Source organism: Streptomyces sp. NBC_01622, assembly GCF_045209635.1.
Classification (GTDB): domain Bacteria; phylum Actinomycetota; class Actinomycetes; order Streptomycetales; family Streptomycetaceae; genus Streptomyces.
Window position 1 is genome coordinate 1,875,065 of sequence record NZ_CP109293.1, and the last position, 21,837, is coordinate 1,896,901.

Consider the following 21,837-nt stretch of genomic DNA (forward strand, 5'->3'; position numbering starts at 1 on the left):
AACGAACCACCCGAACCTCACCGCTGCTCAGTCACCTTCCCGTCCGCCACCTCCAGTCGCCGAGTCACCTGCACCGCGTCCAACATCCGCCGGTCATGAGTGACCAACAACAGCGTGCCCTCATACGCATCCAGCGCCGACTCCAACTGCTCAATGGCCGGCAGGTCGAGGTGGTTCGTCGGCTCGTCCAGAACCAGGAGGTTCACCCCACGGCCCTGGAGCAACGCCAGCGCCGAACGGGTGCGCTCACCCGGTGACAAGGTCCCGGCCGGACGCATCACATGGTTCGCCTTGAGCCCGAACTTGGCGAGCAGCGTGCGGACTTCGGCCGGTTCGGTGTCCGGCACCGCCGCGCAGAACGCGTCGAGCAGGGACTCCGTGCCGTGGAACAGCCGGCGGGCCTGGTCGACCTCGCCCACCAGGACACCCGAGCCGAGCGAAGCCTGCCCCGCGTCCAAGGGGATACGGCCGAGCAGCGCAGCGAGAAGCGTCGACTTGCCCGCGCCGTTCGCGCCGGTCACCGCGACCCGGTCCGCCCAGTCGATCTGGAGGGACACCGGGCCGAAGGTGAAGTCGCCGCGTCGTACCTCGGCGTCCCGCAGGGTCGCGACGACCGCGCCCGAGCGGGGCGCGGAGGCGATCTCCATGCGCAGCTCCCACTCCTTGCGGGGCTCCTCGACGACGTCGAGGCGTTCGATCATGCGCTGGGTCTGCCGGGCCTTCGCGGCCTGCTTCTCGCTGGCCTCGCTGCGGAACTTGCGGCCGATCTTGTCGTTGTCGTTGTTCGCCTTGCGGCGGGCGTTCTTGACGCCCTTGTCCATCCAGCCGCGCTGCATCTGGGCACGGTCCTGGAGCGCGGAGCGCTTGTCGGCGTACTCCTCGAAGTCGTCGCGGGCGTGCCGGCGGCCCACCTCCCGCTCCTCCAGGTAGGCCTCGTAGCCGCCGCCGTAGAGGTTGATCTGGTTCTGGGCCAGGTCGAGTTCGAGGACCTTGGTGACCGTGCGGGTGAGGAACTCGCGGTCGTGCGAGACGACGACCGTGCCGGCGCGGAGGCCGGAGACGAAGCGTTCGAGGCGTTCCAGGCCGTCGAGGTCCAGGTCGTTGGTGGGCTCGTCGAGGAGGAACACGTCGTAACGCGACAGAAGGAGGGAGGCCAGGCCCGCTCTCGCCGCCTGGCCGCCGGACAGGGATGTCATCGGCTGGTCGAGGTCGACGGTGAGGCCGAGGGTGTCGACGATCTCCTCGGCGCGTTCGTCGAGGTCGGCACCGCCGAGGTCGAGCCAGCGCTCCAGGCTCGTCGAGTAGGCGTCGTCGGCGCCGGGTGCGCCGTCGACCAGTGCCTGGGTGGCCTCGTCCATCGTGCGCTGGGCCTCGGCCACGCCGGTGCGGCGGGCCAGGAACTCGCGCACGCTCTCGCCCGGGCGCCGCTCCGGCTCCTGCGGGAGATGTCCTACGGTCGCGGCCGGCGGGGAGAGGCGCAGCTCGCCCTCCTCCGGTGCGAGGAGTCCGGCGAGCATCCTCAGGAGGGTGGACTTGCCGGCGCCGTTGGCACCGACAAGGCCGATCACGTCGCCGGGGGCGACGACGAGGTCGAGCCCGGAGAAGAGGGCGCGGTCGCCGTGTCCGGCGGCGAGATTCTTGGCGACGAGAGTGGCAGTCATCAGACCGCCGATCCTAATCGGTCCCTTTGCCCGCTCGCGCCGCGGTTTTCAGCGCGCCATCGGCTCCACCAGCACACTCCCCGTGGTGCGGGCCACGACGAAGGACTCGCCCTTCACGGCTTTCGCGTCGAGGGCGATGCGGTGGCGGCCGGGTTCCAGGACGCCGTCGAAGACGACCTGGGTGTGGCTGCGGTAGAGGCGGTCGAGCCGGTACGCGGTGACGCGCACCCGGCAGGGGGAGGTGACCTCGATGCCCGCCTCGCCGTCGGCTGTGACCAGGCGGATCAGCCGGTGCTGCTCGGCCGGGCGGCGGTCCAGGGCGCGTTCGATCTGGGCGACGAGGAGCGGGACGATGGGGGCGAGTCCGTCGACGTACGCCACCTCCACCCCGGCGCGGTCGAAGGCGGCCCGTACGGCGGCGCGCTCCTCCTGGGTGACGGCGCGGCCGAAGGCGACGGCGCCGTAGCCGCGGAGTTCGTCGGCGGGGACGTGGGTCGCGTCGCCGGTGATCTCGGCGCCGATGCCGATGGCGCGGAGGGCGGCGGCGAGCTTGTTGAGGACGGCGACTCGGGCGCCGATGAGGAGGACGCGGCGTTTGGCGGCCGGGGGTTCGGTGCCGTCGATGAGGGAGTCGAGGGCCGTGCGGTACTCGGTGCCGGCGAAGCGGAAGGGCCCTATGCCGTGGTAGCCGTTGCGCTCCAGGTCGGCGTGTTCGTCGGTCTGCCAGGCGAAGTCGCGCCAGATGTAGTCGGTGCCGTCCCGCTCGATGACGGCGGTGACGGCGCCGCAGGCCAGGTCCGCGCACTCGGGGCAACCGTAGATGATGTGGCGTCCGCCCTCCAGGGGTGGGTCGGTCTCCAGGAGGAGGCTGCGGACCTGGGCAGTGAAGATCGCGGGCGGGACGTCGGAGGCGAGCGGGGAGACGGCGTCCAGGTCGGCGAGCTGGAAGAGCAGCGGGCGGCCGTCGACGAGGAAGTCGACGAAGTCGCGGTGCACCTGGTAGCCGCCGTCCGCGAGGACTTCACCGGCGCGCATCGCCGGTGCCAGGCCGAAGGCCGCGTACGCGGCGGACATCGCGTGTTCGGCAGACATGCTGTGAGTATCCCCAGCACGATGCCGGTGTGAGCACGGCATGGTGTATTCCGCTACCGTCCGCGCATGGAGAGCGGTGTGAGTGGCGAAGTCATCGTGGTCGGCGGGGGCGTCATCGGGCTGACGACGGCCGTCGTCCTGGCCGAGAGCGGTGCCCGGGTCCGGGTGTGGACGCGCGAGACCGTCGAGCTGACGACCTCGGCCGTCGCGGGCGCGCTGTGGTGGCCGTACCGGATCGAGCCGGAGGCGCTCGTCGGTAAGTGGGCGCTCCAATCGCTTGGCGTGTACGAGGAGTTGGCGGCGCGGCCCGAGGAGACGGGCGTACGCATGGTCGACGGTGTACAGGGCGGGACGCGGCTGGACGAGCTGGGGCCGTGGGCGCGTCGGGTGCCGGGGCTGCGCGAGGCTCGGGCCGGGGAGTACGCGGGCGGCGGGCTGTGGGCACGGCTGCCGCTGATCGACATGTCGACCCATCTGCCGTGGCTTCGGGAGCGGTTCCTGCGGGCGGGCGGGACCGTGGAGGAGGCGTCGGTGACGGACCTCACCGAGGTACCGGCGCCCGTCGTGGTCAACTGCACCGGGCTGGACTCCCTTGACCTGGTGCCCGACCGTTCGATGCGGCCGGTGCGCGGTCAGCTGGTCGTGGTGGAGAACCCGGGGATCACTACCTGGTTCACGTCGGTCGACCACTCGGCGGACACGTCCACGTACTTCTTCCCGCAGCCGGGCGGACTGATCCTGGGCGGTACGGCCGAGGACGGCGCCTGGTCGATGACGCCCGATCCCGCGACCGCCGAGGCGATCATCGCCCGCTGCGCGGCGGTCCGGCCGGAGATCGCCGACGCCCGGGTCCTGGAGCACCGGGTGGGCTTGCGGCCGACCCGGCCCGCGGTGCGGCTGGAGCGTCAAGTGCTGCGGGGCGGGCGGGTGTTGGTGCACAACTACGGTCACGGCGGGGCGGGGATCACGGTGGCGTGGGGGTGCGCGGAGGAGGCCGCGGAGTTGGCGCGGCTGCGGCTGGGCTGAGCCTCGGAGGCTTCGGCGGCCGATGTGTCCAGCGCGGGCGGCGGCGCGCGCTGGGCGGTGCCGGTGTGCCCGGAGCGGGCGCCGAGCGAGATCCGCGACCGGCTTGCCCGACGGGGGCGCGCGGCGAGGTGCGCGGCCGGCGTGTCCGAGGCGGACGCCCAGAGACCTGCGGCCCGGAGCGGACGCACAGCGAGACCCGCGGCCCGCGTGCCCGGAGCGGGCGGCGGAGCGTGTTCGCGCCGCTGCCCGCTCCGGGTAGGTGATCAGTTGCCCGGTACCCGCTGGGCGGCCGGACGGGGTGTCCGTACACCGTCGGGGGTCGTGGCCGTGGGTGCCGTGGACCTGGCTCCCGCCGTGGCCTTCGCGAACGCCGACGCGCCGCCGACGAGCGGGAGTTGGGCCGAGGTGCGGGACAGGGTCAGGGTGAGGGTCGGGGTGGTGGACGGCGGGTCGATGAGGTCCTTGTCCGTGCCCGCGACGATCAGGGCGAGGCGGTGCCCGGCCGGGACGACGTGGTCGGTCGCCGCCAGGTCGAGAGTGATCGTGTACGCCTTGCCCGGGGTGAGCGGTACGCCCTTCGTGGCGGAGGCGTAGTTGCCGAGGTCGGCCCAGCCGCGGCTGAAGACGTTGTAGTCGACTGCCGTGGTCTTGGCCTGGGTTGCCAGGAAGCAGGCGCTGTCACCCGCCGTGTTCTCGCCCCAGCAGGTGCGGTTCGTGAGCGTGGTGATGCCTTCCGCCGAGTCGGCGTAGTCGCGGATGGTGTCGGGGCCCAGGTCGACCAGGACGGCGGAGAGATGGGCCGTGGCGGTGGTGGGTGTCGCCGTGATCGTCACCTTCGAGGAACCCGAAAGACGAAGGTCCTTCTTGAGCGGCCCGGTGACGAAACCGGCCTTGTCCGCCGTCGACTTGTCGATCGCGGCGGCCCAGTCGGTCTCGCTCTCCTGCGGGTTGTCGGTGAACGTCTCGGTTCCGGTGCCCTTGCCGAGGCCGAGCGTGCCGACGCCCGCCTGGGCGCCCTGCCCGGGGTGGAGGGTCGTGGTCGCGGTGCCGCTCGGCGGCCAGGTCTTCGACGTCTCCCACTGGTCGGGGTGGCGTTCGACGTCGGCCATCGGCCGGCGGTCGATTCCGTTGTCGTAGCCGAGAAGTTCGTGGTCGAACCAGCGGTGCAGGGTGTCCACCCAGGCGTCGCGGCGGTAGTCGAAGGGGTCGACGTGGCCGGTCTGGGAGAGCCAGATCTTGCGCTCGACGCCGTTCTTGGCGAGGGCGTCCCACCACTGGCCGAAGTTCTTGGTGCGGACGTTGAGGTCCTGCAGACCGTGCACGAGGAAGACGCTGGCCTTGACCTTGCTCGCGTCCTTCACGTAGTCGCGTTCGGTCCAGAACGGCGTCCAGTCACCGGTGCGCGGGGCCCCGTCGACGATCTTCTGCTGGACGGCGGCGCACTTGGCCTGCGCGTCGGGGCTGTCGACGTAGCCGGAGAGCCAGTCGGGGCCGGAGTCGTAGAGGGGGGCGCCCTTGGCGAAGTAGTAGTCGTACCAGGAGGAGATGGCGCTGATCGGGACGATCGTCTTCAGGCCTTTGACGCCGGTGGCGGCGACGCCGTTGGCGATGGTGCCGTCCCAGCTCTTGCCGATCATTCCGGTCTTGCCGTTGGTCCAGCTCGCGGTGGCGCGGGCGGTTCCGGTGCGTGTGGTGTACGCCTTGGCGCGTCCGTTCAGCCAGTCGACGACGGCCTTCGCGGACTGGATGTCGGAGCGGCCGCCGACATCGACGCAGCCGTCGGAGCGGTTGGTGCCGGCGAGGTCGACGCCGACGAAGGCGTAGCCGCGGGGCACGAAGTAGTTGTCGTAGAACAGCGGCATCTGGACAACGTTGCCGCCGGCGTCGTAGGTCTTCAGCTGGCTCTCGTTGCCGCGTCCGCAGCAGGAGTAGTACGGGCTGGCGTCCATGATGACGGGGACTTTGCGGCCCTCGCGGGCGGGTTCGCTCGGCCGGACGATGTCGACGGCGACGCGGTCCGGCTTCCCGTCGCCGTCGCCGTCGAGTCCGGTGTCCACCCAGACGGCCTCGCGGACCGCGTTCGCGTAGGAGTAGACGGGTTGGCTTTCCTGCGGGGCGCTCTGGGCCACTGCCGGGGTGAGGAAAGTGGCCAGGAGGGCGGCGGTCGCCGCCGTCGCGAGCGATCTCCAGATCGTGAAGCGCGTGCGTTTCGGCATGCGCGGACGGTACATCGGTCAACTCCCGTGCTGGAAGAGGCACTCGGAGTCATGTCGGCCGAATGGCGATCGTGTGACAGGAGGTGCCGTGGACAGACATGGGAGCACAGGGACTGAATAGCCTTTGAACAGACGGACCGAGTGGACCTTACGGCTCTTCGACCTTCGTGGACCCCCACGGCTCTTCGGCTTCCCGCGGAGCCCTACGACTTGGAGTTCTCGTGCACCGCAGAATCATCGCGCCGGGAGCGCTCGCGGCGGCCTCCCTGCTGCTGGCGATCCCGGCATCGGCGGCCGGCTACTCCCCCGGCGCTCCGGGTATCGGCGACCCCTACTACCCGGCCTACGGCAACGGCGGATACGACGTCTCGCACTACGACCTCAGGCTTCAGTACCAGCCCGCGACGGATGAGCTGGCGGGTACGGCCACCATCCTCGCCAGGACCACGCAGGATCTCTCGCGGTTCAATCTGGACTTCCTCCTCGACGCGAGCGAGGTGCGGGTCAACGGCGTGAAGGCGACCTTCGCGACCTCGGGCCAGCACGAGCTGGAGATCACCCCGAAGACCCCGCTGCCGACGGGCACACCGATCACGGTCGTGGTCCGCTACAGCGGGGTGCCGTCCACGAAGAGCGCGTACGGCTTCAACACCTGGCACCGCACCCCGGACGGCGCGGTCGCGGCGGACGAACCCGAGTCGGCGTGGTGGTGGTTCCCCAGCAACGACCACCCGAGCGACAAGGCGACCTACGACGTGTCGGTGGCCGTGCCGAACGGCACCCAGGCGATCTCCAACGGCACACTCCAGTCGACGAGTTCACAGCTCGGCTGGACTCGCTACAACTGGCGGGAGAACAAGCCGCAGGCGACCTATCTGGCCACGCTCGCCGTCGGCAGGTTCGACATCACGACCAGCACCTCGGAGGGCGGGGTCCCGGTCATCAACGCCTACAGCAAGGACCTCGGCGACAACGACGGGTCCGCGCGGGCGAGTGTGGAGCGGACCGGGGAGATCGTCGACTGGCTCAGCGGCTACTTCGGTCCGTATCCCTTCAGTTCGGCCGGCGGGTATGTGCCCAACACGACCACCGGGTACGCGCTGGAGACGCAGACGCGCGTCTACTACAGCCAGAAGCAGTTCGCGAACGGTGCCAACACCTCTGTCGTCGTACACGAGTTGGCCCACCAGTGGTACGGCGACGACGTGTCGCTGAAGGGCTGGAAGGACATCTGGATCAACGAGGGCTTCGCGCGGTACGCGCAGTGGCTGTGGTCCGAGCACGAGGGCGAGGGCACGACGCAGCAACTCGCCGAATACGTGTACGCCTTGCACCCGGCGGACGACGCGTTCTGGACGATCGCGCCCGGTGACCCGGGTCCGGACAACCAGTTCGAGCTTCCGGTCTACGACCGGGGTGCGCTGGCCATCCAGGCGTTGCGCAACGAGGTCGGCGACGACGCGTTCTTCGCGATCGTGAAGGGCTGGCCGAAGGAGCACGCGTACGGCAACGCGTCCGTCCAGGACTTCCAGAAGTACGCCGAGCAGGTGTCGGGGAAGTCGTTGTCGGCGCTCTTCGACACGTGGCTGTTCCAGCCGACGAAGCCGGCGGCGCCTGCCGCGCGGACCGCTTCCATCGCGAAGGCGGCTGTGGCTCCGGTGCAGCCGAAGTCCTGGAAGAAGATCGAGGCTACGAACGACGTGCACTGAGCGTCTGCCGGGTTCGGTGGGATGGGGACTGCGGGGCGGTTGTGGCTGGTTGCGCCCACGCGGCGGAGCCGCAAGTTGATACAGCCCCGCGCCCCTAAAGGGGCGCTGTCCCTGCTCGCGCCAGGAGGTCGCCGCGGCCTATCGCCCCCGTCCCCGTCGAAGGCACCGTGCAGGCGTGCGCGCCCGCGATCGTGCCGTACAGGGCGGCGCGTTGTGGTGTCTCCCGGTTGAGCCAGCCGTACAGGAACGCGGCGGCGAAGGCGTCGCCCGCGCCGTTCGAGTCGATCAGTGGGGACGGCGGGGTGACCGGCGGGATGTGGGTCACCTCGTCGTCGGCCAGCAGGTACGCGCCCTTCGCTCCGGCCGTGGCGACGACCAGTTCGGCGCGGCCGTGCTCGGCGATGGCGCGCATGGTGCGCGCGGGGTCGCCGGTCAGCGCGGTGGTGGACAGGAAGACGATGTCCGCCGCGAGGGCGAACTCCGCCTGGTACGGGTTCTTGCCGTCCCAGTTGTGCAGGTCCGTCGAGATCGTCACTCCGGCCTCGCGCAGGGTGGGCAGCGCGTGGGCGCAGGGCTGGGTGATGGAGACGTGGGCGTGGCGGCTCGCCTCGGCGAGGGCGCGGACCGCGGGTTCGGGCAGGCGGTCGTCGGGGTGGGCGCGGGTCGAGTCGTAGAGAGAGAGGCGGCGGCCGTCGGGGCCCACGAGGTTGACCGCGCGCTTGGTGCCGGCGGTCCCGGGGACTTCGGTGAGCGGGATGGCCTGGTCGCGGTGGAACGCGCGGACCAGGTCGCCCTCGGGGTCGGCGCCGAGCAGGTCGAGGTGGTGGGTGCGCAGGCCCAGCGCGCTCAGGCCGAGGGCCACGAAGTCGCCGGTCTGGCCGGCGCGGGTGGTGATGCCGGGGTCGATCAGGTAGCTGTCGGCGTACGGGAGCGGCAGTTCGGGGACGTGGACGATGGTGTCCACGCCGGCGCCGCCCAGGACGAGGACGTCGATGTCACGGCTCATGATCACGGCCTTCCCTGTAGTTGCGCAAGATTCTGCAACTCCTTTCAGTCCGGGGCAAGTTGGTTCGGCGGCTCAGTCCTCGTGGTCGTACACCGTCACCGCGATCCCCCGCCGCACGAGCCGCTCGGTGACGAGTGGTTCGACCCTTGACCACTTGCCGCCCGCGAGGCCGCACCCGATGCGGGGCATGTGCACGGACGCGCCGAGCTCCGCCGCGCGGTCGGCCAGCAGGGCCAGGGCCGTGTCGATCGCCTCGTAGCGCACGGGGACGCCCTTGCTGCCCGTGCGGGTCCCCCGCCGGCCGATCATGTTGGCCACCCACACATGGCGCTCGACCCGTACGAACTGGACGGCGCCCAGCCCGAAGTCGTTGGCCGCGCGGGCGCGGTGCCAGGCCCGGTACTCCTTCTCCGGCTCCGGCCAGCGGCGCGACACGGCCGGCACGAAGCCCTTTCCCCAGCCCCCGATGTCGTTGCAGACATGCGCGATCACCTTGACGCCCTTGACCGACGGAACGGTCGCGTCACCCCGGACATAGTTGATCTCCCCCATGCCACCCACCGTAGACGGCACCACTGACAACGGCCTTCCGGTGGTTTCACAGCGTTGGTGAGACAGCGATACTGCTGCGCATGACGACCGACACCGGGGAGCCGACGCTCACGATCGACGAACTGGCCGCGCGGGCCGGCACCACGGTCCGCACGGTCCGGTTCTACGGCACCAAGGGCCTGCTGCCGCCGCCGGTGATCGGGGCCCGGCGGGTCGGGCACTACGGGCAGGAGCATCTGGCGCGGCTGGCGCTGATCGAGGAGTTGCAGCACCAGGGGATGACGCTGGCGGCGATCGAGCGGTATGTGGGGCAACTGCCGCCGGACCTCAGCGCGCACGACCTCGCGATCCACCGCGCGGTGGTGGCGTCCTGGGCGCCGGACGGCACGGAGACCCTGGACCGGCGGGAGCTGGAGCGGCGGGCGGGCCGGACGCTGACCGAGGAGGACGTGGAACGGCTCGTCGCGATGGACGTGGTCCGGGTCGACGGTGCCGCGTACCGCGTCGACGCCGGTCTGCTGCGGCTCGGGGTGCGGTTGCTCGACGTACCGCTGTCGCAGGAGGCGATCCTCGCCGCGCGCAACGTACTGATCGAGCATTCCCGCGCTGCGGCCCACGAGTTGTCACAGGTGTTCCGCGAGGAGGTCTCCCAACGTGCCGCACAGGATGTGAAGTCGCTGTCCGCGCACATGCAGCCCCTCGTCGTGCAAGCCCTGCTGACGGCCTTTCAGCGGTCGCTGCGGGAGGAACTTCAGCAGTGGCTCGGCGCCTCACAAGTAGGCGGATCCTCCTGACACGTTGAGGGTCTGCCCGGTCAGGAACCCGCTGCCCTCGTCGACCACGTACAGCAGGGTCGACACCAGGTCGGACGGCTGCTGGGTGCGCGGCACCACCTGCTGGCCGCGGACGTGCTCGAAGCCGCCGTCCGCGCCGACCGTCCGCTCGGCGGTCGCGGTGCGCACCATGCTGGGCGCGATCGCGTTGACGGTGATGTCGTAGGGCCCGAGCGCCGCCGCGAGCGAGCGGGTGAAGCCGATCAGGCCCATCTTCGAGGCGACGTAAGGGACCATCGTGGGCGGTGCGGTGAGGACGGCCGCCGAGACGATGTTGACGACCCGGCCCCGGCCGGCGGCCTTCAGATACGGCAGGACCGCGCGGGTCAGCAGGAACGGCGCCTCCAGGTTGAGGCGCATGACCCGGCGCCACTCCTCGGGGGTGGTCTCCTCGAAGGGGCGGGACGGGTAGACGCCGGCGTTGTTGACCAGGACGTGCAGGGTGCCGAATTGGCCGATGAGGCGGTCCAAGGCCCGCTGGATCTGGGCCTCGTCGGTGACGTCGCCGATCAACTCCACGTAGTCCAGGACCCTTTCGGCGGTCTCCGGCTGCGGAACGAGATCGAGTCCGGCGACCCGGTAACCGCGCCCGGCGAGCGCGACGGCGAACTCCTGCCCGAGGCCCTGTGCCGCTCCGGTCACCAGGGCGGTACGCGTCTCCATGGGGCGAGTGTGACGATCCGTCAGGCGCCCGGCAAGAGCGCATTTCACTCCCTGAAACGCCCTGGTTGCCGCTCACGCCCGGCGGGCCCACCCTGCGTGACGACCCCAGCACCAGCCGTACGGGAGCCGTGCCCGATGACCGAGACCGAGCGTGCCGTGGACGACGCCGAGCGCGCCCGTGAACAGGGCGGCGGGCAGGGCCTGTTGGGGCCCCTCAGGCGCCGGTCGACGCCGTTCCCGCGCCGGTGGGTCCGGGACGAGTTCGGTGTGCTGCTCGTGCTGGGGCTGCTGATCGCCGGGATCGGCATCCCCTACCCGGACTTCCTGGACACGAACAACCTCCTGTCCACCGCCCACAACTCCGTCTACATCTCGCTCATGGCGTGCGGGATGGTCTTCGCGCTGTCGATGCGCGAGGTCGACCTGTCGGTCGGCGGCAGCTACGCGATGTGCCTGGTCGTCGGGGCGCTGCTGGTGCGGGACGGCACCCCGCCCTGGCTGGCGGTGCCGGTGATGCTGGTCACCGGGATCGTGCTGGGGGTGTTCAACGCGCTGGTGACGACGCTGCTGGCGCTGCCGTCGTTCATCGTCACGCTGGGCACGCTGATGCTGTTCCGGGGTGTCGGGCTGGCGCTCGCGGACGGCAAGCAGATCACCGATCTCCCGCTGGACGACTCGTTCTTCACGGTCGCGGGCGGTGATCCGGGCGGGGTGCCGTTCGCCCTGTGGGTGCTGCTCGCCGTGATCGTCGTGCTGGCCGTCGTACTGTCCCGGACCCGTTTCGGGGCCCGGGTGCGGGCGATCGGGTCCAACCCCGACGCCGCCGCCTTCAGCGGCATCCCGGTCGTCCGCACCCGTGTCCAGGCGCTGGCCCTGTCCGGCCTGACCACGGCCTGCGCCGCCGCGCTGGCCCTCGCCTTCTACGGCGCCGGTGACCCGACTCTGGGCCAGGGCTACGAGTTGCAGGCGATCGCCGCGTGCATCATCGGCGGCACTCCGCTGGCCGGGGGCCGCGGCTCGGTGGTCGGTGCGGTGGCCGGGGCGATGATCCTTTCGGTCGTCGCCTCCGGCCTGGTGTTCTTCGAAGTACCCATCAACTGGACGTCGTTCGCGACCGGCGGGGTGATCCTCGTCGCCGTCGCGGCCGACAGCGCGCTGCGCCGCACCGGACGCCGTCGCAAGTGAGGTCCCCCGTCCGCCAAGTCGCCCTGGCCCAAGCCCCTCTCCGCTCCAAGTCCCCCTGTGGTCCAGCCTTTTGGAGGCCGTGATGCACCCCCGTTCGCGTACGTGGTCCGCGGCGCTCGGCGCCCTGGTCCTGCTGGCCGCCGCAGGCTGCGGCAGCGGTGGCTCCGGTGGCAGCGGCGGCCGGCTGAAGATGGGGATCTCGGTCGCCAACATCTCCCTGAACTTCGCCCATGAGATGGTGCTCGGTGCGCAGAGCGCGGCGAGCCACGCGGGGAAGGTCGACTTCAAGGCCGTAGGACCGCCCAACACGGACGGCCCGGCGGAGGTCCAGCTGTTCCAGAACCTCACCGCGGTCGCGAAGGACGGCATCGTCCTGGAGAACCTCGACCCGCCGATCTTCACCCGGCCCGCCGCCCGCGCCGTCGGCCAGGGCATCCCGATCGTGGCCCTGGACACCTCCCCCACCGACGGCAGCAAGGTGAACTTCTATGTGGGGAACGACAATTACGCGCTCGGTGAGCTGATGGCGAAGGAGGCGCTGAAGCGGCTGGGCGCCAACCCGAAGGGCCAGGTCGTGATCGGTGTGCCCAACCCGGGGACGCCGGTGCTCGACAACCGGGCCAAGGGCATCTCCGACACGTTCACGAAGGAGGCGCCCGGCGTCAAGGTCCTCGGCCCGTTCCAGACGTACAGCGACCCCGGACAGAACTACAGCTCCTGGTCGGCGCAGGTGAACGCGCACCCGGACGCGCTCGCCTTCCTCGGCGTCGGTGACGCGGACAGCTACAACCTCGCCAAGATCAAGAAGGCCGAGCACGGCACGTGGCTGACGGCCGGCTTCGACGTCGACCCGAAGACCCTGGAGGCGGTGAAGGACGGCTCCAACTTCGTGACCATCGACCCGCAGCACTTCCTGAAGGGCTATCTGTCCACGGCGATGCTGATCGAGGCCGTGCGCCACAAGAAGGGGAAGCTGCCGGACGGTTGGTTCCTGTCCCCCGGCGGGGTCGTCGACTCGTCCGACATCGACGAGATCATCGCCCGGCAGAAGTCGGCGCAGGCGGCCTACGACTGGTACAAACCGACGATCGACAAGCTGCTCGGCGACGAGGCGGCCAACCTGAAGCCGCTGAAGGACGCGCGCTGACATGGTCCACGACGACATGCTCGTGGCGGAGGGACTGGTCAAGTCCTACGGCGGTGTACGGGCGTTGGACGGCGCGTCGATCCGGCTGCGCGGCGGCGAGGTGCACGCGCTGGTCGGTGAGAACGGCGCCGGGAAGTCGACGCTGGTGCGCATCCTGTCGGGGACGCTGGGCGCGGGCGGCGGGACGGTGCGGTCGGCCAAGGACACCCGGATCGCCGTCGTCTCCCAGGAGTTGAGCCTCTTCCCGGATCTCACCGTCCGCGAGAACCTCTTCCCGCAGCACCCGCCCCTGCGCCTGGGCCTGTTGGACCGGCGCGCCATGGACCGGGCGGCCCGGCCGGTCCTCGCGGAACTCGGGCTCGACGTGGACCCGCGCACCGAACTGGGTGAACTGTCGCTGGCCGACCAGCAGTTGACGGAGATCGCGCGCGCTCTGCTGCGCCGCCCGGGGCTCCTGATCCTCGACGAGCCCACGTCGGCGCTGCCGGCCGCGGCCGTCGACCGCCTCGAACGTGTGCTGCGCACGCTGACCGACCGGGGCATCGCCGTCCTGTACGTCTCCCACTTCCTGGACGAGGTGATGCGCTTCGCACGGCGGGTGACGGTCCTGCGGGACGGGCGGGTCGTCCTGGCGGGTGTGGAGCGGGCCGAGGTCGACGTGCCGGAGCTGGTGTCGGCGATGCTGGGCGGCCGGCCGGAGCAACCGCCGCGCCGGGCAAGGGCGTTGGCGGACCGGCCGCCGCCCGTGGTGCTCTCCGGGGTGACCGTGCCGGGGCGGCTGGCCGATGTGACGTTCACCGTGCGGGCGGGTGAGGTGGTCGGGGTCGCGGGGCTGCAAGGGGCGGGCCATCTCGACGCGTTGGCGGTGGTGTGCGGGCGTACGGCGGTCGCCGGGGGCCGGGTGGACGTCGGCGGCCGGGGACTGCCGCGCTCACTGCGGGGCGCGGTGCGCGCGGGTGTCGCCTTCGTGCCGAGCGACCGCAAACGGTACGGGCTGATGGTGGACCGTACGGTGTGGGAGAACACCACGGCGGTCAGCTGGCTGGCCCTCGGCCGGGGCGGGATCGCCCCCGCCCGCTCCGAACTCGTACGCCGCACCGCCGAGTTGACCGAACGGCTGCGGCTGCGCGGCGGGCCCTACGACATGGTCGCCCGGCTGTCCGGCGGCAACCAGCAGAAGGTCGTCTTCGCCAAGTGGCTGGCGACCGAGCCGAAGATCGTCGTCCTGGACGATCCGACCCGGGGTGTCGACGTCGGCGTGCGCGCCGAAATGCACCGCATCGTCGGCGAGTTGACGGCGGGCGGCGCGGCCGTCCTGATCGCCTCGACCGACCTCGCGGAGCTGACGGAGGTGTGCGACCGGGTGCTGGTGTTCGTGCGCGGGAAGGTCACCGAGGAGGTGCGCGGGGAGCAGTTGACCGAGCACGGGCTGGCGGTGGCCGTGCAGCGGAGCGAGGTGACGGCGTCACGGCGGGAAGGGGCGGCGGCACGGCCGGAGGACGCGGCGTCAGGCTGACAGGCTCCGCGTGATCGCCCGCGCCGCCGCGCACAGCCGGGCCCCGATGCGGTCCACGTCCAGGCGGCGGGTGCCGCCGGTGACGGAGATCGCGGCGATCGGGCGGGAGCCGCGGTCGGCGGCGTAGACGGGGGCCGCGACCGCCGAGATGCCGATCTCGGCCTCCTCCAGGTTGACGCCGTAGCCGCGGGCCCGGGTGAGGGCGAGGTCACGGGCGAGCTGGCCGGGGAGGACCAGGGTGCGCGGGGTGAGGCGGGGCAGGGTGCGGCGGGGCGGGCGGGGGTCCTGGGCGAGGAACACCTTGCCGGTGGCGGTGCAGTGGGCCGGGAGCCGGCCGCCGGTGCGGGAGACGATCGGGGTGGCGCGGCGGCCGGTGATCTTCTCCAGGAAGAGGGTGTCGGTGCCGTCAGGGACGGCCAGGTGCACGTTCTCGTGGGTCGCCTCGTGCAGGTCGCCCAGGTAGGGCAGCGCCACGTCCCGCAACTCCCGTACGGACGGCGAGGATTGACCGAGGACGAAGAGGGCGAGCCCGATGCGGTAGCTGCCGTCCGCCATGCGCTCGACCAGGCCGAGACGGACCAGTTCGCCGATCAGCCGGTGTGCCGTCGGTTTGGGCAGGCCCGTGCGCACGGCCAGTTCGGCGAGGGAGAGCGCGGTCCCGGCGTCGCCGCAGGCGCGGAGCAGCAACACTCCGCGTGCGAGCACCGACTTCGGCAACTGCCCGTCCGTCATGGACCGATGGTGGTCGCTTGCGCGCACGGGTGACAAGGTGCGGGTCACGGTGAGTCGCGACCGCAATCGAAGCGGTATCTCTACGAGGTGCGCAGCGGTACGTCGACGAGCATCGGGCGGGTCAACTCGCCGACCCCGCCCACCAGTTCACGCAGGTGGTCCGCGCTGTCCGCCCGGACCGCGTCGACCCCGAAGAAGCGCGCGGCCTGGGTGAAGTCCAGGGCGCCGAGTTCGGTGCCGGGGCAACTGCCGCTGCCGCCCATCGTCTTGTAAGCGTCCTGGAGGGTGCGGTAGCTGCCGTTGCCCATCACCACGAACAGCACCGGCACCTGCTGCCGCGCCGCGCTCCACAGTCCCTGGAGTCCGAAGAGCGCGCAGCCGTCCCCGAGGACCGAGACGACCGGTCGGCCGGGGTCGGCGAGCGAGCGGCCGACGGCGGCGCCGATGCCCCAGCCGAGGCCGCCGCCGACGGTGTGGGTATAGCTGCCGGGCCGGTCCAGGCGTAGCAGCCGGCGGAGCAACAGGCCGACAGTGATGGCCTCTTCGACGACCACGGCGTCCGGCGGCAGGCCACGTGCGACGGCGTGGGCGGCGGCCCAGGGGGCGAGGGGTGCCGTCGAGTAGGCGGCGCGGGCGGCGGACTCGGCGCGGGCCCGTTCGGCGGTGTGCCGTTCGCCGGCGCGCAGGACGCGGGCCTTCGCGGTGTGGTCGGGGACCTGTTCGCGCAGCAGCTCGGCGAGCCGACGGAGCGAGGGTGCGAGCGCGCCGACCAGGCCCGCGTCGGCGGGGAAGTTGCGGCCGATCTCGTCGGCGTCCGAGTCGAGCTGGACGACGGTGATGCCGGGCGGCAGGGCGGGCCCGGGGCTGAAGTGGTGGGGGGTGAAGGCGTGGGCGCCGACGATCAGGACGGTGTCGTAGGGCGCGAGGGCGGCCCGGATCGCGTCGTGGCGGGGTGGCAGCATCCCGGCGTAAAGCGGGTGTGTGGCAGGGAAGTTGAGGCAGTCGGCCATCGGTTGATGGTGGACGGTCGCGCCGCAGGCCTCGGCCGTGCGGACGAGTGCGGCCACCGCGTCCTCGCGGCCCACTCCGTCCCCGGCGACGATCGCGGGACGGGCGGCGGCGCCGAGCAGTACGGCGGCCCGGTCGAGTCCGGCGGCGGGGCCCGGCCGGGGCGGTGCGGTGCGGGCGGGGACCTCGACCTCGGTGTCCTCGGTCAGCAGGTCCATGGGGAGGGACAGGAACACCGGCCCGGCGGGCGGCCGCCTGGCCTGCGCGAAGGCGCGGCGCAGGGCGAGGGGCAGGTCGCGGGCGTGCTGGATGTCGTAGGTCGCCTTCGCCGCGGGCCGGGCGAGGCCGAGGAGGTCGCCGGAGAGCATGGGGTCCTGCTGGAGGTGGCGGCGGTCCTGCTGGCCGGCCGTGACGACGAGCGGGGTGCGTGAACGGCGGGCGTTGAGCAGGCCGATGAGACCGTTGGCGAGTCCGGCGGCGATGTGCAGGCTGACGAAGGCGGGGCGGCCGGTGCCGCGCGCGTAGCCGTCGGCCATGGAGACGACTGCGCCCTCGTGGACGCCGAGGACGTACTCGGGGGCGTCCTCGGCCTCCGACAGGGCGGCGAGGAAGGGGAGTTCAGTGGTGCCGGGGTTGCCGAAGATCCGGTCCACGCCCTCGCCGCGCAGGATGTCGAGGAGGGCGAGGGCGGGACGGTGACCCATGGGGGCTCCTCGGGGGACGGGACCGGTGACCGGTTCGCAGGTCAGCGTCGGGGTCCCGTCCCCGCGAGGCAAGGGCAGCGTGTCGCTCAGCGATACGTCGACACGTCAGCGCGCGTCGGTGAACCGCTCGCCCTTCTCGGCCTTCTCCACGAGCAGCGCGGGCGGGGTGAACCGCTCCCCGTAGCGCTCGGCGAGCGCACGCGCGCGTGCCACGAAGCCGGGCAGACCGCCCTCGTAGCCGTTGACGTACTGCAGGACGCCACCGGTCCAACCCGGGAAGCCGATCCCGAAGATGGACCCGATGTTGGCGTCCGCGACGGACGTCAGGACGCCCTCCTCAAGGAGCTTGACCGTGTCGAGCGCCTCGGAGAAGAGCATGCGTTCCTGCATGTCTTCGAAGGGGATCTCGGCGCCCTCGCGGGTGAAGTGCTCGCGCAGGCCCGGCCAGAGCCCGGCGCGCTTGCCGTCGTCGTCGTAGTCGTAGAAGCCCGCGCCGCCGCCGCGCCCGGTGCGGCCGAACTCGTCGACCATGCGGTCGATGACGGCCTCGGCGGGGTGCCCCGGCCAGGTACCGCCAGCTTCTTCGACGGCCCGCTTGGACTCGTTGCGGATCTTGCGCGGGAGGGTGAGCGTCAACTCGTCCATCAGGGAGAGGACCTTGGCCGGGTAACCGGCCTGTGCGGCGGCCTGCTCGATGGACGCGGGCTCGATGCCCTCGCCGACCATCGCGACGCCCTCGTTGATGAACTGCCCGATCACGCGTGAGGTGAAGAAGCCGCGCGAGTCGTTGACGACGATCGGTGTCTTCTTGATCTGCCGGACCAGGTCGAAGGCGCGCGCGAGGGCCTCGTCTCCGGTGTGCCCGCCCTTGATGATCTCGACGAGGGGCATCTTGTCGACGGGCGAGAAGAAGTGCAGCCCGATGAAGTCGGCCTGGCGCTCGACTCCTTCGGCGAGGGCGGTGATGGGGAGGGTGGAGGTGTTGGAGCAGAGCAGCGCGTCGGGCTCGACGATGTGCTGGATCTCCTGGAACACCTTGTGCTTGAGCGAGGTGTCCTCGAAGACGGCCTCGATCACCGCGTCGCAGCCCGCGAGTTGCTGCGGGTCGGCGGTGGCGGTGATGCGGGCGAGCAGCGCGTCCGCCTTCTCCTGGGTGCTGCGACCGCGGGAGACGGCCTTGGCGCACAGCTTCTCGGAGTAGGCCTTGCCCTTGGCCGCCGCCTCCGGAGTGACGTCCTTCAGGACGACGTCGATGCCCGCGCGGGCGCACGAGTAGGCGATGCCGGCGCCCATCATCCCGGCGCCGAGGACGGCGACCTTGCGGACGGGTCGCGATTCGATGCCCTTGGGGCGGTTGGCGCCGGAGTTGACGGCCTGGAGGTCGAAGAAGAACGCCTGGATCATGTTCTTCGAGGTCTGCCCGGCCGCCAGTTCGACGAAGTAGCGGGCCTCGATGAGCTGGGCGGTCTCGAAGTCGACCTGGGAGCCCTCGACGGCGGCGGCGAGGATGTTGCGCGGTGCCGGGTAGGGGGCGCCGTTGGTCTGCTTGCGCAGGCTGGCGGGGAAGGCGGGCAGGTTGGCGGCGAACTTGGGGTTCGCCGGGGTGCCGCCCGGGATGCGGTAGCCGGGCTTGTCCCACGGCTGCTGCGACTGCGGGTTGGCGTCGATGAAGGCGCGGGCCTTGGCGATCAACTCGTCCGGCGTGGCGGCCACTTCGTGGATGAGGCCGTTGTCCAGAGCGCGCTGCGGGCTGTACTGGGTGCCCTGGAGCAGCACCTTCAGCAGGGCGTCGGTGATGCCCAGCAGGCGTACCGTGCGGACGACTCCGCCGCCTCCGGGGAGCAGACCGAGGGTGACCTCCGGACAGCCGATCTTCGCCCCGGGGGCATCGAGGGCGACGCGGTGGTGGCAGGCCAGGGCGAGTTCGTAACCGCCGCCCAGGGCGGCCCCGTTGAGCGCGGCGACGACCGGCTTGCCGAGGGTCTCGATGCGGCGCAGGTTGCGCTTGATGGCGAGGCCGCCGTCGAGCAGTTCCTGGGCGGTGTCCGGGGTGACGCGGATCAGGTCGCGCAGGTCGCCGCCCGCGAAGAAGGTCTTCTTGGCGGACGTGAAGATGATGCCCCGGATGGACTCCTGCTCGGCTTCGAGGCGGTCGGTGATCGCGGCGAGGGAGTCGCGGAAGGCCGCGTTCATGGTGTTCGCGGACTGGTCGGGGTCGTCGAGGACGAGGGTGACGACGCCGGTGTCGTCCTGTTCCCAGCGGATGGTGGTGCTCTCGGTCATGAGGGGTTCTCCGTAGAAGTCTCTGCTGCCGCTGGGGTGTTCAGACGCGCTCGACGATCGTGGCGATGCCCATGCCGCCGCCGACGCACAGCGTGGCGAGGCCGTAGCGCTTGTCCTGGCGCTCCAGTTCGTCGACGAGTGTGCCGAGGATGATCGCGCCGGTGGCGCCGAGCGGGTGGCCGAGCGCGATGGCGCCGCCGTTGACGTTGACCTTGTCCAGGGACAGGCCCATGTCCCGCACGAAGCGCAGGACGACCGCGGCGAACGCCTCGTTGATCTCGACGAGGTCGATGTCGTCGATGGTCAGCCCGGCCTTGGCGAGGGCCTTTCGGGTGGCGGGTGCGGGCCCGGTGAGCATGATGGTCGGCTCGGAGCCGGAGACGGCGGCGGAGACGATCCGCGCGCGCGGGGTGAGGCCGTAGCGCTCGCCGACCTCCTTCGAGCCGATCGCGACGAGCGAGGCGCCGTCGACGATGCCGGAGGAGTTGCCCGCGTGGTGGACGTGGTCGATCTTCTCCACCCAGTGGTACTTCTGCAGGGCCACGGCGTCGAAGCCGCCCAGTTCGCCGATGTCCGCGAAGGACGGCTTGAGCCGGGCGAGGGAGTCGGCGGTGGTACCGGGGCGCAGGTGTTCGTCGTGGTCGAGGACGACAAGCCCGCTGCGGTCCTTCACCGGCACCACGGACCGCTCGAAGCGGCCCTCCTTCCACGCGGTGGCCGCGCGCTCCTGCGAGAGGGCGGCGTACTCGTCCACGTCGCGCCGCGAGAATCCCTCGATCGTGGCGATCAGGTCGGCGCCGATGCCCTGGGGCACGAAGTTGACGGCGAGGTTCGTCATCGGGTCGTTGAACCAGGCGCCGCCGTCCGAGGCCATCGGCACCCGGGACATCGACTCGACGCCGCCGGCGAGGAGGAGGTCCTCCCAGCCCGAACGCACCTTGGCGGCGGCCATGTTGACGGCCTCCAGACCCGAGGCACAGAAGCGGTTCTCCTGTACGCCGGCCACCGTGTCCGGGAGTCCGGCGGCCACGGCGGCGATCCGGGCGATGTCGGAGCCCTGGTCGCCGACCGGGCCGACGACACCGAGCACGATGTCGTCGATCGCGGCCGGGTCCAGGTCCGGGAAGCGGTCGCGGATCTCGTGGATGAGTCCGACGACCAGGTCGATGGGCTTCGTGCCGTGCAGGGATCCGTTCGCCTTGCCGCGCCCGCGCGGGGTGCGGATCGCGTCGTAGACATACGCTTCGGTGCTCACTGCCAAGCCTTTCACTGAGGGTTTTCGAGGACGTGTCGAGGTGTTCCCCGACCGGAGTCCTCAACGACGTCGGCAAGCAGGGGGATGTCCCAGTCGCGGGCCACGTCCGAGGTGTCGGCGCCCGGCAGGGCGGGCCCGCCGCGCACCGAGGTGGGCGTTTCGGAGAACCGGGGTGCGGGGGCGGGCTGGGTGATCCCGCCGTGCTCGGTGAAGGTCCCGCGCGCGGCGAGATGCGGATGCTTCGGGGCCTCACGGAGCGACAGCACGGGCGCCACGCACGCGTCCGTGCCCTCGAAGACGACGGTCCACTCGTCTCGCGTACGGCTCCGGAAGCGGGCCGCGACCGCCTCGCGCAGCTCGCCCCAACGGGTCCGGTCCCGGCGGGCGTCGGCGAAGTCCGCGAGGCCGAGGAGGCGTACGAACTCGTCGTAGAACCGGGGCTCCAGGGCGCCCACCGCCATGTGCTTGCCGTCTGCGGTCTCGTAGGTGCCGTAGTACGGGCAGCCGCCGTCGAGGAGGTTGGCGGCGCGCCGGTCCTGCCAGCCGCCGGCGGCGAGCATGCCGTGGATCATCGCGGAGAGGTGGGCGGTGCCGTCGACGATGGCGGCGTCGACGACCTGGCCGGTGCCGGTCACGCGCGCGTGGTGCAGTGCGGCGAGGACGCCCACGACGAGGTAGAGCGAGCCGCCCGCGTAGTCGCCGAGCAGGTTGGCGGGGGCGGGCGGGGGCTCTCCCGGGCTGCCGATCATGCCGAGGGTCCCGGTCAGCGCGATGTACGCGATGTCGTGCCCGGCGCGGTCGGCCAGGGGGCCGTCCTGGCCCCAGCCGGTCATGCGGCCGTAGACGAGCTTGGGGTTGCGGGCGTGGCAGGCCTCGGGGCCGACGCCGAGGCGTTCGGTGACGCCGGGGCGGTTGCCCTCGATGAGGATGTCGGCGCGTTCGACCAGGTCGAGGACGCGCGCGGGGCCGTCGGGTGCCTTCAGGTCGACGAGGACCGAGCGTTTGTTGCGGTTGGTGATGTCGTGTTCGGGGGCGACGCCGAGTCCGGGGCCGCCGGGCCGGTCGACGCGGACGACATCGGCGCCGAGGTCGGCGAGGAGCATGGCCGCGAAGGGGCCGGGGCCGATCCCGGCCAGCTCGACCACGCGCACGCCGGAGAGCGGGCCGTGCCCGGGCGTCGTTGTCGCTGTCATCCAGCCCCCAGCTGTGACACAACTGATGTAACACCGATGATGCTAAGAACGTCCGC

At 71.4% G+C, this 21,837-nt stretch carries 17 protein-coding genes; 6 read left to right on the plus strand and 11 right to left on the minus strand.

The window, feature by feature from the left end; genetic code table 11:
* Window positions 1-17: 17 nt before the first annotated feature.
* Together OH768_RS08680 and OH768_RS08685 are read right to left on the minus strand one after the other, a co-directional pair.
* Complete coding sequence (locus tag OH768_RS08680; protein ID WP_406451695.1) at window positions 18-1,661, minus strand: ABC-F family ATP-binding cassette domain-containing protein; 1,644 nt, start codon at window positions 1,659-1,661, stop codon at window positions 18-20.
* A gap of 48 nt (window positions 1,662-1,709) precedes the next feature.
* Window positions 1,710-2,735: an oxidoreductase gene (locus tag OH768_RS08685; RefSeq protein WP_406465196.1), complete on the minus strand. Its 1,026-nt coding sequence runs from the start codon at window positions 2,733-2,735 to the stop codon at window positions 1,710-1,712.
* 84 nt (window positions 2,736-2,819) lie between these two features.
* On the opposite strand from OH768_RS08685, the gene OH768_RS08690 reads away from it, so the two are divergent.
* Window positions 2,820-3,779 carry an FAD-dependent oxidoreductase gene (locus tag OH768_RS08690; protein WP_406451697.1) on the plus strand — a complete coding sequence of 320 codons (960 nt, stop codon included), beginning with the start codon at window positions 2,820-2,822 and terminating at the stop codon, window positions 3,777-3,779.
* Window positions 3,780-4,042: 263 nt separating this feature from the next.
* Here the strand turns inward: OH768_RS08690 and OH768_RS08695 are convergent, their stop codons facing one another.
* Window positions 4,043-5,995, minus strand: a complete 1,953-nt coding sequence (locus OH768_RS08695) for a Xaa-Pro dipeptidyl-peptidase (RefSeq protein ID WP_406451699.1) — start codon at window positions 5,993-5,995, stop codon at window positions 4,043-4,045.
* A gap of 221 nt (window positions 5,996-6,216) precedes the next feature.
* Between OH768_RS08695 and OH768_RS08700 the strand changes: the two genes are divergently transcribed.
* Window positions 6,217-7,704, plus strand: a complete 1,488-nt coding sequence (locus OH768_RS08700) for a M1 family metallopeptidase (protein WP_406451701.1) — start codon at window positions 6,217-6,219, stop codon at window positions 7,702-7,704.
* Between the two features lie 94 nt (window positions 7,705-7,798).
* Here OH768_RS08700 and OH768_RS08705 read toward each other — a convergent pair whose 3' ends face one another.
* Window positions 7,799-8,710, minus strand: coding sequence for a PfkB family carbohydrate kinase (locus OH768_RS08705; protein ID WP_406451702.1), 912 nt, complete (start codon window positions 8,708-8,710; stop codon window positions 7,799-7,801).
* Window positions 8,711-8,782: 72 nt separating this feature from the next.
* Window positions 8,783-9,262, minus strand: a complete 480-nt coding sequence (locus tag OH768_RS08710; RefSeq protein WP_406451704.1) for an Appr-1-p processing protein — start codon at window positions 9,260-9,262, stop codon at window positions 8,783-8,785.
* Window positions 9,263-9,342: 80 nt separating this feature from the next.
* On the opposite strand from OH768_RS08710, the gene OH768_RS08715 reads away from it, so the two are divergent.
* The gene (locus OH768_RS08715) at window positions 9,343-10,056 is read left to right on the plus strand and encodes a MerR family transcriptional regulator (RefSeq protein WP_406451706.1); all 714 of its coding nucleotides are present in this window, start codon (window positions 9,343-9,345) and stop codon (window positions 10,054-10,056) included.
* On the opposite strand, the gene OH768_RS08720 is transcribed toward OH768_RS08715, so the two are convergent.
* Window positions 10,033-10,758 (minus strand): SDR family NAD(P)-dependent oxidoreductase, encoded by a 726-nt coding sequence (locus tag OH768_RS08720; RefSeq protein ID WP_406451708.1) that lies wholly within the window; start codon window positions 10,756-10,758, stop codon window positions 10,033-10,035. The genes OH768_RS08715 and OH768_RS08720 overlap by 24 nt on opposite strands.
* Before the next feature lie 135 nt (window positions 10,759-10,893).
* Between OH768_RS08720 and OH768_RS08725 the strand changes: the two genes are divergently transcribed.
* The 3 genes from OH768_RS08725 to OH768_RS08735 all read left to right on the plus strand — a co-directional run bounded on the left by OH768_RS08725 (window position 10,894) and on the right by OH768_RS08735 (window position 14,606).
* On the plus strand, window positions 10,894-11,943 hold the full coding sequence (locus OH768_RS08725) for an ABC transporter permease (protein WP_406451710.1): 1,050 nt from the start codon (window positions 10,894-10,896) through the stop codon (window positions 11,941-11,943).
* 82 nt (window positions 11,944-12,025) lie between these two features.
* Window positions 12,026-13,090, plus strand: coding sequence for a sugar ABC transporter substrate-binding protein (locus OH768_RS08730; RefSeq protein ID WP_406451712.1), 1,065 nt, complete (start codon window positions 12,026-12,028; stop codon window positions 13,088-13,090).
* Between the two features lies 1 nt (window position 13,091).
* Window positions 13,092-14,606 carry a sugar ABC transporter ATP-binding protein gene (locus OH768_RS08735; RefSeq protein ID WP_406451714.1) on the plus strand — a complete coding sequence of 505 codons (1,515 nt, stop codon included), beginning with the start codon at window positions 13,092-13,094 and terminating at the stop codon, window positions 14,604-14,606.
* On the opposite strand, the gene OH768_RS08740 is transcribed toward OH768_RS08735, so the two are convergent.
* From OH768_RS08740 to OH768_RS08760, 5 genes are all read right to left on the minus strand, one after another.
* A complete protein-coding gene (locus OH768_RS08740) occupies window positions 14,598-15,338 on the minus strand; it encodes an IclR family transcriptional regulator (RefSeq protein ID WP_406451716.1) in 741 nt (246 codons plus the stop codon). The genes OH768_RS08735 and OH768_RS08740 overlap by 9 nt on opposite strands.
* Before the next feature lie 80 nt (window positions 15,339-15,418).
* Window positions 15,419-17,050 carry a thiamine pyrophosphate-binding protein gene (locus OH768_RS08745; RefSeq protein ID WP_406451718.1) on the minus strand — a complete coding sequence of 544 codons (1,632 nt, stop codon included), beginning with the start codon at window positions 17,048-17,050 and terminating at the stop codon, window positions 15,419-15,421.
* A gap of 105 nt (window positions 17,051-17,155) precedes the next feature.
* Window positions 17,156-19,333 carry a 3-hydroxyacyl-CoA dehydrogenase NAD-binding domain-containing protein gene (locus tag OH768_RS08750; RefSeq protein ID WP_406451720.1) on the minus strand — a complete coding sequence of 726 codons (2,178 nt, stop codon included), beginning with the start codon at window positions 19,331-19,333 and terminating at the stop codon, window positions 17,156-17,158.
* A gap of 40 nt (window positions 19,334-19,373) precedes the next feature.
* Window positions 19,374-20,588, minus strand: coding sequence for an acetyl-CoA C-acetyltransferase (locus OH768_RS08755; RefSeq protein ID WP_406451722.1), 1,215 nt, complete (start codon window positions 20,586-20,588; stop codon window positions 19,374-19,376).
* A gap of 11 nt (window positions 20,589-20,599) precedes the next feature.
* Complete coding sequence (locus OH768_RS08760; RefSeq protein WP_406451724.1) at window positions 20,600-21,781, minus strand: CaiB/BaiF CoA transferase family protein; 1,182 nt, start codon at window positions 21,779-21,781, stop codon at window positions 20,600-20,602.
* Between the last annotated feature and the right edge of the window lie 56 nt (window positions 21,782-21,837).